General features: G+C 60.4%; 17 protein-coding genes. 2 read left to right on the top strand and 15 right to left on the bottom strand.

The window, feature by feature from the left end:
• Positions 1–116: 116 nt before the first annotated feature.
• Both OPV09_RS13390 and OPV09_RS13385 read right to left on the bottom strand, forming a co-directional pair.
• Positions 117–413 carry an RnfH family protein gene (locus OPV09_RS13390; RefSeq protein ID WP_338682083.1) on the bottom strand — a complete coding sequence of 99 codons (297 nt, stop codon included), beginning with the start codon at positions 411–413 and terminating at the stop codon, positions 117–119.
• Complete coding sequence (locus tag OPV09_RS13385; RefSeq protein ID WP_034752216.1) at positions 406–837, bottom strand: type II toxin-antitoxin system RatA family toxin; 432 nt, start codon at positions 835–837, stop codon at positions 406–408. Before OPV09_RS13385 ends, OPV09_RS13390 begins: the two co-directional genes overlap by 8 nt.
• A 93-nt stretch (positions 838–930) precedes the next feature.
• On the opposite strand from OPV09_RS13385, the gene smpB reads away from it, so the two are divergent.
• Positions 931–1,380, top strand: coding sequence for an SsrA-binding protein SmpB (smpB, locus tag OPV09_RS13380; RefSeq protein ID WP_034752217.1), 450 nt, complete (start codon positions 931–933; stop codon positions 1,378–1,380).
• A gap of 305 nt (positions 1,381–1,685) precedes the next feature.
• Here the strand turns inward: smpB and OPV09_RS13375 are convergent, their stop codons facing one another.
• The 5 genes from OPV09_RS13375 to ppsA all read right to left on the bottom strand — a co-directional run bounded on the left by OPV09_RS13375 (position 1,686) and on the right by ppsA (position 7,235).
• Positions 1,686–1,994, bottom strand: a complete 309-nt coding sequence (locus OPV09_RS13375) for an H-NS family nucleoid-associated regulatory protein (RefSeq protein WP_010397665.1) — start codon at positions 1,992–1,994, stop codon at positions 1,686–1,688.
• 610 nt (positions 1,995–2,604) lie between these two features.
• Positions 2,605–3,549 carry an SPFH domain-containing protein gene (locus tag OPV09_RS13370; protein ID WP_034752220.1) on the bottom strand — a complete coding sequence of 315 codons (945 nt, stop codon included), beginning with the start codon at positions 3,547–3,549 and terminating at the stop codon, positions 2,605–2,607.
• Positions 3,550–3,564: 15 nt separating this feature from the next.
• Positions 3,565–3,981, bottom strand: a complete 417-nt coding sequence (locus tag OPV09_RS13365) for an NfeD family protein (RefSeq protein ID WP_338682297.1) — start codon at positions 3,979–3,981, stop codon at positions 3,565–3,567.
• A 177-nt stretch (positions 3,982–4,158) separates the two neighbouring features.
• Positions 4,159–4,656: a Dps family protein gene (locus OPV09_RS13360; RefSeq protein ID WP_070304020.1), complete on the bottom strand. Its 498-nt coding sequence runs from the start codon at positions 4,654–4,656 to the stop codon at positions 4,159–4,161.
• 146 nt (positions 4,657–4,802) lie between these two features.
• Positions 4,803–7,235, bottom strand: a complete 2,433-nt coding sequence (gene ppsA / locus OPV09_RS13355; protein WP_034752367.1) for a phosphoenolpyruvate synthase — start codon at positions 7,233–7,235, stop codon at positions 4,803–4,805.
• A 152-nt stretch (positions 7,236–7,387) separates the two neighbouring features.
• On the opposite strand from ppsA, the gene ppsR reads away from it, so the two are divergent.
• Positions 7,388–8,236 carry a posphoenolpyruvate synthetase regulatory kinase/phosphorylase PpsR gene (ppsR, locus tag OPV09_RS13350; protein ID WP_034752226.1) on the top strand — a complete coding sequence of 283 codons (849 nt, stop codon included), beginning with the start codon at positions 7,388–7,390 and terminating at the stop codon, positions 8,234–8,236.
• A 38-nt stretch (positions 8,237–8,274) separates the two neighbouring features.
• On the opposite strand, the gene OPV09_RS13345 is transcribed toward ppsR, so the two are convergent.
• The 8 genes from OPV09_RS13345 to OPV09_RS13310 all read right to left on the bottom strand — a co-directional run bounded on the left by OPV09_RS13345 (position 8,275) and on the right by OPV09_RS13310 (position 15,122).
• A complete protein-coding gene (locus tag OPV09_RS13345; RefSeq protein WP_338682078.1) occupies positions 8,275–9,477 on the bottom strand; it encodes an aminotransferase class V-fold PLP-dependent enzyme in 1,203 nt (400 codons plus the stop codon).
• Positions 9,478–9,488: 11 nt separating this feature from the next.
• Entirely contained in the window at positions 9,489–10,274 is a 786-nt protein-coding gene (locus tag OPV09_RS13340; protein WP_338682077.1) for an RNA methyltransferase, read from the bottom strand.
• Complete coding sequence (rnhB, locus tag OPV09_RS13335; RefSeq protein WP_070304017.1) at positions 10,271–10,909, bottom strand: ribonuclease HII; 639 nt, start codon at positions 10,907–10,909, stop codon at positions 10,271–10,273. The genes OPV09_RS13340 and rnhB overlap by 4 nt, the downstream gene beginning before the upstream one ends.
• A 37-nt stretch (positions 10,910–10,946) precedes the next feature.
• Positions 10,947–12,131 (bottom strand): lipid-A-disaccharide synthase, encoded by a 1,185-nt coding sequence (gene lpxB, locus OPV09_RS13330; protein WP_338682076.1) that lies wholly within the window; start codon positions 12,129–12,131, stop codon positions 10,947–10,949.
• A complete protein-coding gene (gene lpxA, locus OPV09_RS13325; protein WP_338682075.1) occupies positions 12,115–12,906 on the bottom strand; it encodes an acyl-ACP--UDP-N-acetylglucosamine O-acyltransferase in 792 nt (263 codons plus the stop codon). The genes lpxB and lpxA overlap by 17 nt, the downstream gene beginning before the upstream one ends.
• A gap of 1 nt (position 12,907) precedes the next feature.
• The gene (gene fabZ, locus OPV09_RS13320; protein ID WP_034752234.1) at positions 12,908–13,402 is read right to left on the bottom strand and encodes a 3-hydroxyacyl-ACP dehydratase FabZ; all 495 of its coding nucleotides are present in this window, start codon (positions 13,400–13,402) and stop codon (positions 12,908–12,910) included.
• A complete protein-coding gene (lpxD, locus tag OPV09_RS13315; RefSeq protein WP_319993057.1) occupies positions 13,399–14,454 on the bottom strand; it encodes a UDP-3-O-(3-hydroxymyristoyl)glucosamine N-acyltransferase in 1,056 nt (351 codons plus the stop codon). Before lpxD ends, fabZ begins: the two co-directional genes overlap by 4 nt.
• Positions 14,455–14,603: 149 nt before the next feature.
• On the bottom strand, positions 14,604–15,122 hold the full coding sequence (locus tag OPV09_RS13310; protein WP_051991282.1) for an OmpH family outer membrane protein: 519 nt from the start codon (positions 15,120–15,122) through the stop codon (positions 14,604–14,606).
• Positions 15,123–15,124: the final 2 nt, after the last annotated feature.

Raw genomic sequence — 15,124 nt, 5'->3', positions numbered from 1 at the left:
AAAGCAGATTATACAGAAAAAAGCGCCCTCCGTCCTTGCAGCATAGAAAAGATATTTGAAAATAGCAAAAAATGGCGCTCACTAGGCAAGGGCTGCGCGGCGGCCGTCCTGCCCGCTCAGCCCTTGGCGGGCTTATTGCCCGCCCTGCGCCGGCGCGCCTCTTTCGGGTCCGCCTGCAAGGGACGGTACACTTCCACCCGGTCATGTTCGTGCAAGACGGTATCGAGCGGCTTCTTCTTGCCATAGATACCCACCATACTCACGGCCAGGTCGATGCCGGGGATGGCCTGCAGCAAGCCGCTCTGCGCCACCGCCTGTTCGATGGTGGTGCCGGCAGGCACCGTCAAGGCACGCAGGAAGCTGCTTTCCGGCAAGGCGTGGCAGACTTGCACGTGGATGCTGGCTTCAGCCATACACGGTCTCCGCGCGCTTGCAGAAGGAATCGACCATGCTGTTGGCGATCATGCCGAAGACGGGGCCGATGATCTGCTCGAGTACGCGGCTGGAAAACTCGTAGTGCAGGTCCAGTTCGATCTTGCAGGCATCTTCACGCAGGGCCTTGAAGGTCCACACGCCATCGAGGGTCTTGAAAGGGCCGTCCACCAGCTTCATCTTGATGGATGACGGCGGCACGTTCTCGTTGGACGTGGTGAAGCTTTGGCGCACGCCGTGGTAATGTATGCCCACGCTGGCGACAACCGTGTTCTCGCCCCGCTCGCGAATCTCGACCGCACCGCACCAGGGCAGGAATTTGGGATAATCCTCCACCGCCGCCACCAGCGCGAACATTTGTTCGGCGCTATAGCCGAGAAAAACTGATTTATGTACTACTGCCATTGAAGAACCATTTGCTATGATGTTGGATACATTTGATTTTATCGCGCTTGCGCGAGACAGTAGTTTAACCGACCCGCGCACATTTACCATCTCATGACCATAGCAGACAACAGAAAAGCCTTCCACGACTACTTTATCGAGGATCGCTACGAAGCGGGCATCGTGCTGGAAGGCTGGGAAGTCAAAGCCATCCGCGACGCCCGCGTACAAATCAAGGAAGCCTACGTCGTCGTCCGCGGCGATGAACTCTTCCTGTTCGGCGCGCATATCAGCGCCCTGCCGACCGCCTCCACCCACATCCATCCGGAAGCCGTACGCACGCGCAAGCTGCTGCTGCACCGCACGGAAATGGATAAACTGATCGGCAAGGTGGAACGCTCCGGCTACACCCTGGTCCCGCTCAACCTGCACTACAAGGGCGGCCGCGTGAAATGCGAAATCGGCCTGGCCAAAGGCAAGAAGCAGCACGACAAACGGGCTGCGGAACGCGACCGCGATGGCGCGCGCGAAGTGCAAGCGGCAATGAAATCGCACCGCCGCTGATCCGGCACTGCGCGCAGCGTGCTGCGCCAATACCAACAAGCCCGGCTATATGCCGGGTTTTATTTTGCCGATTGCCTGAGGCAAGCGGAAATGCATAACGTAACGGGATAAAAACAGGGAAAGGAAGAGATCCGGCGGAAATAAGGCTGGTATTGACGAAAATACCGGGAAGATAAGCGATGTGAATCAGCTTTGCCTGCCTGGCCAAAGACGATAACGAGGAAAGTTCCGGATGCTTGCGTGCTGCCTGGCATTACCCCTGCACTACTCCACAGGACAAGCATCCGAATGAATGGCGTATTACATTACACCTTCAGCAGATCACGCGACTTGCCCGAATCGGTCCATTCTTTGACCCATTTCGGTTGACGGCCACGGCCAGTCCATTGTTGCGTCGCATCATCCGGATTGCGATAGCGCACTGCAACCGTGCCGGTTTTAGCGCGGATACCCGTACCAACCAGATCTTTCACGGAAACGCCGACGCTCTGGGCGATCGCCAGGATTTGTTCGCGCGCCTTGGACAGATCGTCCTGTTCGCGTTTCTTCATTTGCTTCTTGATGTCGTCCTGCAAGGTGCGCAGTTCGGACAGGGATAAGCTGGACAGATCCATGATATTTCCTTGTGTGAGTTGAAAAATATAACTGAACAGTTAAATTCTATCCAATTGTAACGCGACTGAGGTGATTTTTTTGAAGATTTGATTGTTTTTTACAATTCTTTTACCAAAAATCCTACTCCCCCGGCTTTCAAGCGATGCTGTCTTCAACCAAGTGGGGCGGACATCACACACGGACCGTCTGCGCAAGCACCTCTGTTTTGAGCGGTGGGGATTCAATACAGCGCTATCGGCCGCATTTATTCTGCAGTATTTTTTGTTTCATTGCAATTTATAGTAATTCTAAATTGCAATTAAAAATATACATGAGGCCAATACTATCGACCATCGCCCATCCGCCCCAAACCCCGCACCGGCATCCGTAGCGGACACCGGTGCAGCAGATTCTACTTCAATCAAAAAGATAAGCGTCGCACGACAGCATATAATCCCGAAAGTGCGCACAGCATAGCATAAAGAAAATATTTTCAACGTTACTGGTTCAAGCGCAGATACTCGATCCCTGCTGCCACCACATATTCCGGTAGCGCAAATGAAAACTGCCCGCCATATGGCGGGCAGTTTTGACGGCAAACTTGCTACCAGTTTGCTATTCGCCAGGCAATCAGGGAATAGCCACGCCGCCTTTCGGCTTCTGCGTTTTCACCACCTGCATCGCCGTGGCGATCAAACCGCTCATATCACCGAGATTGGCTGGCACGATAATCGAGTTATTCGTTTTCGCCAATTGCGCGAAGGCGCCCACATACTGCTCGGCTACTTTCAGGTTGACGGCATCTTCGCCGCCCGGCTCGCGGATGGCGGCCCCCACCTGGCGCAGCGCCTCGGCGCTGGCCTGCGCCAGCGCGACGATGGCCGTGGCCTGGCCTTCAGCGCGGTTGATCGATGCCTGCTTTTCGCCTTCGGAACGGGCGATGGCCGCTTCGCGCTCTCCGCTGGCGATATTGATCTGCTCCTGCTTGCGCCCTTCCGAAGCAGCAATCAGCGCGCGCTTTTCGCGCTCGGCCGTAATCTGCGCCTGCATCGCATGCAGGATTTCCTTGGGCGGCGTCAAATCCTTGATTTCATAACGCAATACCTTGACGCCCCAATTCGCCGCCGATTCATCGATGGCATTCACGATGGCCGTATTGATATGGTCGCGTTCTTCAAATGTCTTGTCGAGCTCCATTTTACCGATTACCGAGCGCAAGGTCGTTTGCGCCAATTGCGTAATGGCGGCAATATAATTCGACGAACCATACGAAGCACGCATGGCATCGGTTATCTGGAAATACAGAATACCATCGACCTGCAATTGCGTATTGTCGCGCGTGATGCACACCTGCGGCGGCACGTCGAGTGGAATTTCCTTGAGCACATGCTTGTAAGCGATACGGTCAACAAAAGGCACGACAATATTCAGGCCAGGACCCAATACCGCATGGAACTTGCCCAAGCGCTCCACCACCCAGGCATGCTGCTGCGGCACGACATTGACCGTCTTGAAGACAAATACCAACGCCAGCAATAACAAGATCAGCGACACGCTTCCGATACTTACTTCCATAATTTATTCTCCAGGTTATCCAACAATCAAACGGCTGCCACGCACGGCACGTATGGTGTAATGACCGGCCTGCGTATCGCTGCCGGGAATCAGTTCCACATCCCACAAGGCGCCGCGATACATGACGCGCGCCGCGCCATCGACCCAATGCGCGACCGCCACGCTTTGGCCGATATCGAGATTTACATTCGGATCCTGCGCCGCATCGCGCCGCGCCGCCTTGCCAAAACGGCTGCGCCGCAATAACAGGGTGGCCGCCACGCCGACAATAGCGGCCGTCAGGGCCTGCCAGCTGCCATTTCCGCCCGCCAGCGCCGCCAATCCGCCGGCACTGACGCCGATGGCGATCATTAGCAGATAAAACGTGCCAGTAAACAGCTCTAGGATCAATACCGCGCCAGCCGCTACAAACCAGCCTACCCATTCAGCCATGATGCCTCCATCTTTGTAAATCCGAAAATAAAAAACCCCGCAGCCTATATAAGCGACGGGGTTTAATGCGCTGTGCTGCCTGATATTATTCTTGCCAAACACCTATATACAAGCAGTCTAACGCAATTCCGGATGGCGTCAATAGCCAGGGGCGAATTAGCGCCGCCAGCCCGGCAATTACTCTTCCAGCAGGCTGCGCAGCATCCACGCCGTCTTTTCATGCAAATCCAGACGCTGCGTGATCAGGTCGGCCGTCGGCTGGTCATTGGCTTTTTCCAGCAGCGGGAACAGGCGGCGCGCCGTACGCGCGGTCGCTTCCTGTGCCGCCACCAGATGGCTGACCATGTCCAGCGCCGGCGGCACGCCGTCGATTTCCTTGATCGAGGCCAGCTTGACGAATTCCTTGTAGGTGCCCGGCGCCGGGTAGCCGAGGGCACGGATGCGCTCGGCGATCAGGTCCAGCGCGGCCCACTGCTCCGTGTATTGCGTCATGAACATCAGGTGCAGGGTGTTGAACATCGGTCCCTTGACGTTCCAGTGAAAATTATGGGTCATCAGGTACAAGGTGTAGCTGTCGGCTAGCAGGCCGGACAGGCCTTCCGCAATCTTCGCGCGGTCCGCCTCGGAAATGCCGATGTCGATCTTTGCAACTTTGCTTGGTTTCTTGCTTGCCATGTGAACTCCTGTTTCAATGTATTGGTGGAATCATTTTAGCTGATCTGGCGCAAGCCCATCGGATACTGCCGTGCGCCGCATGGCAGGCATAAAAAAACCCGCTGCCGGGTGAGCGGCAGCGGGTTTTCAGACGGCGATAAAGATGCTTACGCTTTCAGCGCAGCGAGCTTTTGCCAGGTATCGATCACCGAGTCGGGATTCAGGGACATCGATTCGATGCCCTGCTCCATCAGCCAGACGGCGAAGTCAGGGTGGTCCGAAGGACCCTGGCCGCAAATGCCGATGTACTTGCCGCGTGCCAGGCAAGCCTTGATGGCCAGGGCCAGCAGGGCTTTCACGGCAGGATCGCGCTCGTCGAAGTCGGCGGCCAGCAATTCCATGCCGGAATCGCGGTCCAGGCCCAGGGTCAGCTGGGTCAGGTCGTTCGAACCGATCGAGAAGCCGTCGAAATGGTCGAGGAACTGGTCGGCCAGGATGGCGTTCGACGGTACTTCGCACATCATGATGACGCGCAAGTCGTTCTCGCCGCGCTTCAGGCCATTCTTTGCCAGCAGGTCGATGACTTTCTCGGCTTGGCCCAGGGTACGCACGAATGGCACCATGATTTCCACGTTCGTCAGGCCCATGTCGTTACGCACGCGCTTCATCGCTTCGCATTCCATGTTGAACGCTTCGGAGAAGTCGGCCGACAGGTAGCGCGCCGCGCCGCGGAAGCCCAGCATCGGGTTTTCCTCGTCCGGCTCGTAGCGCGAACCGCCGATCAGCTTCTTGTACTCGTTCGACTTGAAGTCGGACAGGCGCACGATGACCTTTTTCGGCCAGAACGCGGCGGCGATGGTGGCGATGCCTTCTGCCAGCTTGTCGATGTAGAACGCCTTCGGCGAAGCGTGGCCACGGGCCACCGATTCCACGGCCTTTTTCAGGTCGGCGTCGATGTTCGGGTACTCGAGAATCGCGCGCGGATGCACACCAATATTGTTATTGATGATGAATTCCAGGCGCGCCAGGCCCACGCCGGCATTCGGCACGGACTGGAAGTCGAACGCCAGCTGCGGATTGCCGACGTTGAGCATGATCTTGGTGTCGAGCTTCGGCAATTCGCCGCGCGACACTTCCGACACTTCCGTTTCCAGCAAGCCATCGTAGATCTTGCCTTCGTCGCCTTCGGAGCACACGACGGTGACGAACGTGCCGTCTTTCAGCACGTCGGTCGCGTCGCCGCAGCCGACGACGGCCGGCACGCCGAGTTCACGGGCAATAATTGCAGCGTGGCAAGTACGGCCACCACGGTTGGTGACGATGGCCGATGCGCGCTTCATGACCGGTTCCCAGTTCGGGTCCGTCATGTCGGCAACGAGCACGTCGCCTGGCTGCACACGCTCCATGTCGGCCGGGTCGTGGATCACGCGCACGGGGCCGGCGCCGATCTTCTGGCCGATGGCGCGGCCGGACGTCAGCACGGTGCCCGTGCTTTTCAGCTTGAAACGTTCCTGCACGTCGGTCGCCTTTTGCTGCGACTTCACGGTTTCAGGACGCGCCTGCAGGATGTACAGCTTGCCGTCGCGGCCATCCTTGCCCCACTCGATGTCCATCGGACGGCCGTAGTGGTTCTCGATGATGACGGCGTATTTGGCCAGCTCCACCACTTCGCTGTCGTTCAGCGAATAGCGGTTGCGCATTTCGACGGGCACGTCGACGGTTTTCACGGAACGGCCAGCTTTCGCTTCGTTCGTGAATTCCATCTTCAGCAGCTTCGAGCCGATATTGCGGCGGATTACAGGCGACTTGCCTTTTTCCAGCATCGGCTTGTGCACATAGAATTCGTCTGGGTTGACGGCGCCCTGCACCACGGTTTCACCGAGGCCATAGCTGGAGGTGACGAAGACCACGTCCTTGAAGCCCGATTCCGTATCGATGGTAAACATCACGCCGGCCGCACCCAGGTCGGAACGCACCATGCGCTGCACGCCGGCCGACAAGGCCACTTCAGCGTGCGTAAAGCCTTTATGTACGCGGTACGAGATGGCGCGGTCGTTGTACAGCGAGGCGAATACCTGTTTCATAGCCTCGAGCACGTTGTCGATGCCGACCACGTTCAGGAAGGTTTCTTGCTGACCAGCAAAAGACGCGTCCGGCAAGTCTTCCGCCGTGGCGGAGGAGCGCACGGCAAACGACATTTCCGTGTCGGAATCGGCCACCAGCTTGGCATAGAACTGGTCGATTTCGGCGGCCAGGCGTGGCTGGAATGGCGTTTCCACGATCCATTGACGGATCTCGGCACCGGCTTGCGCCAGCGAGCGCACGTCATCGATGTTCAGCCCTTCGAGGCGCTGGGCGATGCGTTCGGCCAGCGGCAAGCCGCCGTTGGCGCTATACGACAGGAAATCGCGGAACGCCTGCGCCGTGGTGGCAAAGCCACCGGGCACGCGCACGCCGGCTTCCGCCAGCTGGCTGATCATTTCGCCCAGGGAGGCGTTCTTGCCGCCGACGGATTCGACATCCGTCATGCGCAAATGCTCGAACGAGGCAACATACACCGCGTCCTTGTCTTCCTGCTGTTGCGATACTGCGTTGGTCATAATGACACCCTTACTGATGATAGAAATCTTTACGCGCGGCGCACAGACAGTCTTCTTGTTATTCTTGGCGTCGTGCAGCACAATCATACCGTTGCAGCCATTTTACCTTGTGCGGCGCAAATTGACGACGCACAATCTTGATCCGAAAACCCATGACACAAGAACCACGCCCTCCTCTGCCCTCCGCGGCCCGCACCGTCTTCTTCGTTTCCGACGGCACCGGCATCACCGCCGAGACGTTCGGCCACTCGGTGCTGACGCAGTTCGATCTGCGCTTCCGCCAGATCCGCCTGCCCTTCATCGACACCATGGACAAGGCCCATGAGGCGGCGCGCAAGATCAACGAGGCGTTTGCCAGCGACGGCCAGCGTCCGATCATTTTCTCCACCCTGGTGAAGAACGACCTGTCGGCCGTGATCCGCAAGTCCAGCGGCATGCACATGGACCTGATCCAGACCTTTGTCGCCCCGCTGGAGCAGGAACTGGGCGTCATGTCGACCCATACCATCGGCCGCTCGCACAACATCGTCGACAGCGAGGAGTACAAGAACCGCATCGAGGCGATCAACTATTCGCTGGCGCACGACGACGGCCAGTCGCACAAGAACCTGTCATCGGCCGATGTCATTCTGGTGGGTGTTTCGCGCTCTGGCAAGACCCCGACCAGCCTGTATCTGGCCATGCAATATGGCATCAAGGCGGCCAATTATCCGCTGATTCCCGACGATTTCGAGCGCGACAAGCTGCCATCGGCCTTGCTGGAATTTAAGAATAAAATTTTCGGATTGAGCATTACGCCCGAACGTTTGTCGGAAATACGCAACGAAAGACGCGCTGGCAGCAAGTATGCGGCCATTGAAAATTGCCGTTACGAGGTCAACGAGGCGGAAAAAATGATGAAACGCGAGGGAATACGCTGGCTGTCGTCGACCACCAAGTCGATCGAAGAGATCTCCACGACCATCTTGCAAGAGATTAAGCCGAACCGCCGCGAATACTGAGAAAAACACCTGACCAGACCCGCTGCGCGTCGGTTTTGTCAGGTGGTCGCCTCGCTGGACAGCACCATCAGCGCGGCCACCAGCTGATCGAGTTCACCGGTGGTGGTCGTGATGGCGACCGTGGCGCGCACGACATCGGTATCGCCGATATTGCGCTGCACGGTAAAGACGCCGAAACGCTGCAGCAAGGCTTGCTGCAGATCGCGCGCGCTCATGCCATCGACTGCAAAGGCGACCAGCGCCGTACCACGCCTGGCATCGAGCGGCGACAACATGCGCACGCCCGGCAGTTGCGCGGCGCGGCTGACCCAGTAATTGCGCAGCCAGGCCAGGCGTTCGTTCTTGGCCGGCGTGCCGCCCAGGCGCGCATGGAAATCCAACGCGGCAGGCGCGGCCAGGATGGCGCCGATCGGCGGCATGCCCATGTGCAGGCGGCTGCGGATATCGTCCAGCGGATAATCGTCGTCGCCACAATGCGGCTCGATCTTGTGCAGCTGCGATGCGCGGATATACACGACACCGAGTCCCGCCGGCGCCCCCAGCCATTTGTGCAGATTGAAACCGGCGAAATCGACGCCCATGGCCTGCACGTCCACGTCGACCTGTCCCAGCGCATGGGCGCTGTCGAGCAGCACGTCGATGCCGTGCTCGCGCGCCAGCGCCATGATGTCCTTGAGCGGCAGTTGCTGGCCGTTGGCCGGCGTCACCTGCGACAGCAGCAGCAATTTTGGATTGACGGCCTGGCGCATGGCTTGCGCGTAACGGGCGATGATCTCGTCATCGCTGATGGGCAGGCTCAATGTGACTTGCGTGCTGGTGACGCCACGGCGCTGCGCCAGCCAGCGCATGGCCGTGCGCATGGCCGGATAATCGAGATTACTCCACAGCACCGTATCGCCGGGCGCCAGGGCGTGGTATTGCGTGATCAGCACCTGCATCGATTCGGTGCCGCTGCGGGTCAGCAGGATCTCGTGCGGCTGCGCGCCGATCAGCGCGGCGACGCGCTGGCGCAGGATATCCACATGTGTGCGCGTGAACTCGCCGCGCACGAAAGGGCTCAGTTGCTCGTTGGTGTAGCGCACGGCCTGTTCGAACGCCGCTTGCACGGGCGCGGCCATGGCGCCGAAATAGCCATGTTCGAGATTGACGATGGCGTCCGGCGGCGCGGGATACAACGCGGCTACCTGGCGCCACCAGGCCTCGTCACGTGCGGCACCATCGGCAAGCGGAGGAAAAGACATGGCTACCCTGTTCAGGACTGGCCCTGGCGCAGCTGCTCGAAGAAGCAGACGGCGGCGCAGGCGGCCACGTTCAGCGATTCGATCTGGCCCAGGTGGGGAATAACCACCTGGTGCGTCGCCATAGCCAGCAGGTCGTCGGCCACTCCCTGCCCTTCATGGCCGAACAGCCAGGCGACCGGTTGGCGCAGGTCGACGTCGTACAGCTGCTTTGTGGCGTAGCCGCTGGTAGCCAGGGTCGCCACCTTGGCGCCCGCAACGAGCGCGGCCAGGTCGACGTTTTCAAAGATATCGAGCACGAAGTGTGCGCCCATCGCCGCGCGCAGCACCTTCGGCGACCAGCAGAAGGCCGTGCCGGCGCTGCAGTACACCTGCGTGATGCCGGCCGCCGCCGCGCTGCGCAAAATCGACCCCACGTTGCCCGGGTCTTGCAGGTTATCGAGCAGCACGGCCGATACGCTCAGCGGCTGCGTGACGGCCCGTTCCGGCGTCTCGATGAGGAACATCACGCCCACGCCGTGTTCGACCTGGCTCACGGCTTTGTACAGCGCGTCGGGCAAACCCAGTACATGCGCGCGCTGGCTTTCCAGCTGGCCGACGATCTCCGCCACTTCCGCATTTTGCAAGGCGCTTTCGCTGACGATGCACTGCTCGGGCATGCCGCGCAGCTGCAGATACGACTGGCACAGGTGCACGCCGTCGAGCAAGGTGCGGCCCGACTTGCGGCGCGCCTGCGAACTGCCCGCCAGCTTCAGCAAATCCTTGTATTGCGCATTGTCGCGCGAGGTAATCGTCTTCATGCCGCCACCTCCTGTCCGCCAAACAGCGCGATCACGTTGCGCACGGGCGCGAACGAGCGACGGTGCACGGGCGAGGCGCCGTGCAGATGCAGGCGCTCCAGGTGCAATTTTGTGCCATAGCCCTTGTGCTGGTCGAAGCAGTACTCGGGATAGGCCGCATGCAGGTGCACGAGGGCCGCGTCGCGCGCCGTCTTGGCCAGGATCGAGGCAGCGGAAATCGAATCGACTTTGTCGTCGCCACCGACGATGGCCATGCCGCGTATCGGCATCACGGGACAGCGGTTGCCGTCGATCAGGGCCAGGGTCGGCACGGTGGCCAGGGCCTCGACGGCGCGGCGCATGGCCAGCATCGACGCCTGCAAAATATTCAGGCGGTCGATCTCTTCTTCCGACGCTTCGGCGATGGCCCAGGCCAGGGCCTTGGCCTTGATCTGCGGCGCCAGCAGGTCGCGCTTGGCTTCGCTGAGTTTTTTCGAATCGCGCAAGCCGTCGATGGGCTGGTTCGGGTCGAGGATCACGGCGGCGGCGAACACGGGGCCGGCCAGCGGACCGCGGCCTGCCTCGTCGACGCCGCAGATGATTTCATCGAGCGAGAATGGCAAGTCGTCAAACAGGCCGGGATAGATATTTTTCACGTTGAATCTTTGGTAGGAACTGCGATTGAAACGGTGCTCACTTGCGGTTGGCGGCAATGACCTGCATGACGGCGTTGGCGCTTTCCTGCGCGCTGTCGCGCAGCAGGCTGTGGTGCATGTCCGTGAAGCGCTGTACCAGGCGCAAACGGCCCGGCACGTCGCTCAGCTGCTGCCACATGGCCTCGGCCAGCGCTTCGGGGCTGGCCGCGTTTTGCAGCAGCTCGGGCACCAGGTAATCGCGCGCCAATATATTCGGCAAACCGATCCACGGCTGGTAGCCCATATGGCGCATGATTTCCCACGAGGCCCGCATCATCTTGTAGGCGATGACCATGGGCTTCTTGTACAGCGCCACTTCCAGCGACGCCGTGCCGGACGCCACCAGCACCGCATCGGCGGCGCAGATGGCCGTGTGCGAGCCGCCGTCCGTGAGCAATATCTCGACGTCCTGCAAGCCCGCTTCCGCAATCAGTTGCAGGAAATACTGGCGCTGCTTTTCGCCGGCCATGGGCGCGACGAAACGCAAGGAGCGGTCGCGCGCCAGCAGCAGCTTGCAGGCGCCGACAAAGGCCACGGTATTGTATTTGAGTTCGCCCATGCGGCTGCCCGGCATCAGGGTCACGACATTCGCGTCTTCGGGCAAACCCAGGACACGCCGCGCGGCCGCTTCGTCGGGCTGCAAGGGAATCATCTCGGCCAGCGGATGGCCGACATAGGTGACGGGCACGCCCGCCTTGCGGTAGATCTCTTCCTCGAATGGGAAGATCACCAGCATGTGCGAGACGGCCTTGATGATTTTCTTGATGCGGCCACCGCGCCAGGCCCAGATCTGCGGCCCGATGTAATGCACGGTGGGGATGCCGCCTTCCTTGAGCTGCTGTTCCAGTCCCAGGTTAAAACCCGGATAGTCCGCGCCGATGAAGACGGCGGGACGCTCGGCCAGCAGCTGGTCGCGCAGCGCGTTCTGGATGCCCTTGATCTCGCGGTAGCGGGGAATGATCTCGAACAGGCCACGCACGGTCAGCTTGTCGAGCGGCCAATCGGACACAAAACCCTGCTTGGCCATGTGCTCGCCGCCGATGCCATGGAAGCGCGCGCCGGGCAGCTGCGGCACGAGGCCCGACAGCAGCCGGCTGGCCAGCAGGTCACCCGACACCTCGCCGGCGACGATGGCGACATTGGCGACCGGCAGGTCGCTGGCATGGTCAGCGGACAATGCCACGCGACGCGACGCCAAGGAATTCGCGCATGGCGCGAATATGTTCCGCCACCTCGGGCGACGATGCCGCTTCTTCTTCGAACAGGGCTGCCTTGGATTCTTCCAGGGTCAGTCCCGAGCGGTAGATGAGCTTATACGCGGTACGGATGCCGTTGATCTGCTCGCGCGTAAAGCCGCGGCGTTTCAAGCCTTCGATATTGACGCCATGCGCCTGCGCCGGATTGCCATTCAACAGGACGAATGGTGGCACGTCCTGCGTCAGGCTGGTACTCATGCCGACAAAGGCGTGCGCGCCGATCTTGCAGAACTGGTGCACATTGGCGAAGCCGCTCATGATGACCCAGTCGCCGATTTCCACGTGGCCCGCCAGCTGCGCGTTATTCGAAAAAATCGTGTTGTTGCCCACCAGGCAGTCGTGCGCCAGGTGCACATACGCCGAGATCCAGTTGTCATTGCCCAGGCGCGTCACACCGCCGCCTTGCACGGTACCGGTGTTGAAGGTGCAGAATTCGCGGATCGTGTTGCGGTCGCCGATTTCCAGGCGCGTCGCCTCGCCCGCCCATTTTTTATCCTGTGGCTGCGCGCCGATGGAGGAAAACTGGAACAGGTGGTTGTCGGAGCCTATCGTCGTGTGGCCGTCGATGACCACGTGCGGGCCAACCCTGGTGCCAGCGCCGATGCGCACGTGCGGACCGATGATGGTGTACGGACCCACCTCGACCGAGCTGTCGAGCTCGGCCTTCGGATCGATGACTGCCGTGGAGTGGATGGCCGCCATGTTACTGTCCCGCTGGCTGGCTCGCAGACTGGCTCGCATCTTGCGCGCTGCGGATGGTGCACATCAGTTCCGCTTCCACCGCCAGCTTGCCGTCGACCGTACCGACGGCCTTGTATTTCCAGATGCCGCGCGAGACGCGCAGGATTTCCACGTCCATCTTCAGCTGATCGCCTGGTTCGACAGGACGCTTGAAGCGCGCGTTGTCGATGCCGACAAAGTACACGACCGAATTCTCATCCGGTTTCACGCCCATCGACAGGAACGACAGCAGGGCCGCCGTCTGCGCCAGCGCTTCGATCATCAGCACGCCTGGCATCACCGGCTTGTGCGGGAAATGGCCCTGGAAGAACTCTTCGTTGACCGTCACGTTCTTGATGGCGGTGATGGTTTTATCCGCTTCCCAGTCCAGCACGCGGTCGACCAGCAGCAGCGGGTAGCGGTGCGGCAGCAGCGATTTGATGGCGAGGATGTCGAGGGTCTTTTTTTCAGTAGTCATTTTTCGTCTTGCGTGGTCAGTGTTTTAATTGTTTTTTCAAGCGCGCGGATTTTCTCGCGCATGCTTGACAGGTTGCGCACGATGGCGGCGCTCTTTTCCCAGTCGGCGTTCTTCGCCAGCGGATAGAAACCCGTGTACTGGCCGGGCTCCGCGATCGACCGCGAAACCATGCTGCCCGAGCCCACGTGGACGCGGTCGGCAATGGTCAGGTGGCCCAGCACCATGGCGGCGCCGCCAAAGGTGCAGTACTTGCCGATGATGGCGCTGCCGGCCACGCCGACGCAGCCGGCCATGGCCGTGTGCGCGCCGATATGGCAGTTGTGGCCGATCTGGATCTGGTTATCGAGCTTGACGCCATCTTCGATGATGGTGTCGGCCAGTGCGCCACGGTCGATGGTGGTGTTGGCGCCGATATCGACATCGTCACCGATCACCACCCTGCCCGTCTGCGGAATCTTGATATACACGCCGCCTTCGTTGGCGAAGCCGAATCCGTCGGTGCCGATCACGGCGCCCGAATGGATGATGCCGCGCTGGCCGATCACGCAGCGCGCGTGGAAGGTCACGTTGGCGAACAGCTGGGTGCCGGCGCCGATGACGGCGTCGCGGCCGATGACGCAGCCGGCGCCGATGACGCAGCCGGCGCCGATCACGGCGCCCGCTTCGATCACGGCGCGCGGTCCGACCGAGGCAGTGGCGTCGACCCGCGCGCTGGCATCGACGATGGCGCTGGCATGGATACCCACGGGCGCCTTGATCTCGGCCAGGGCGGCGAAGTACTGCGCCGCGCGCGCGAAATACACATAGGGATTCGGTGTGACGATGCGCGCGCCGGCGTAGTCGCCGCCGATCAGCGCGTCGTCGGCCGGCGTGAGTATCAGCGCGGCGGCGCCGCTCTGGGCCGCCTGTGCGCGGAATTTGCTATTGCTGAGAAAGCTGATGTGCGAAGCGCCGGCGTCAGCCAGCGGCGCGATCCCTGAAACTTCCAGGTTCGGATCGCCCGCCAACTGTCCGCCGAAGCGTTCGACCAATTCACCTAGTCGAGTGCCCATCGATATACCCTTATAAAAACGCCTGACTATGCCTACTGCGCGGCGCGATTTGCGGTCTCCGATGCTCACTGTGCTCCAGCACAGTTCCGCTTCTCAACCACAACTCACATCCGCTCGCTACGGCACTGCCAGGCTTGAAACCGTTTCGATTACTTGTCCAGCGCCTTCAAAACCTTGTCGGTGATGTCGATGCGCGGGCTGGCCCACAGGGCTTCCTGCAGAACGATGTCATATCCTTCGATATGCGCCATCTGCTGGATGATGGTGTTGGCTTTTTCCGCGATGGCGCTGCGCTCTTCGTTCGTGCGCTGGTTCAGGTCTTCGCGGAACTCGCGCTGGCGGCGCTGCAATTCCTTGTCCAGCTCGAAAAACTCGCGCTGGCGCTTGGCGCGCTCCGCCTCGCTCAGGGTCGGCATGTCCTTTTCCAGGGCTTCGTTGGCCACCTTGAAGCGGGCCGCCAGTTCCTGCACGGCTTTTTCGCGCGAGCGGAACTCTTCGGCCAGCTTGGCGCTGGCCAGCTTGGCCAGCCTCGACTCGTTATAAATACGTTCGCTGCTGATCCAGGCGATCTTCGACTCCTGAGCCTGCGCCTGCACCGGCAACAGCGAACTCCAGCACAATGCGATCACGGCAAGGGTCTTGGGCAGGGTAGCGGATGCGGTGTTCATGA

Origin of the sequence: Janthinobacterium sp. TB1-E2 (assembly GCF_036885605.1) — a bacterium.
GTDB classification, from domain to species: Bacteria; Pseudomonadota; Gammaproteobacteria; order Burkholderiales; family Burkholderiaceae_D; genus Janthinobacterium; species Janthinobacterium aestuarii.
Note: the sequence above shows the minus strand (reverse complement) of the source record. Positions and strands in the feature narration are given on the sequence as shown.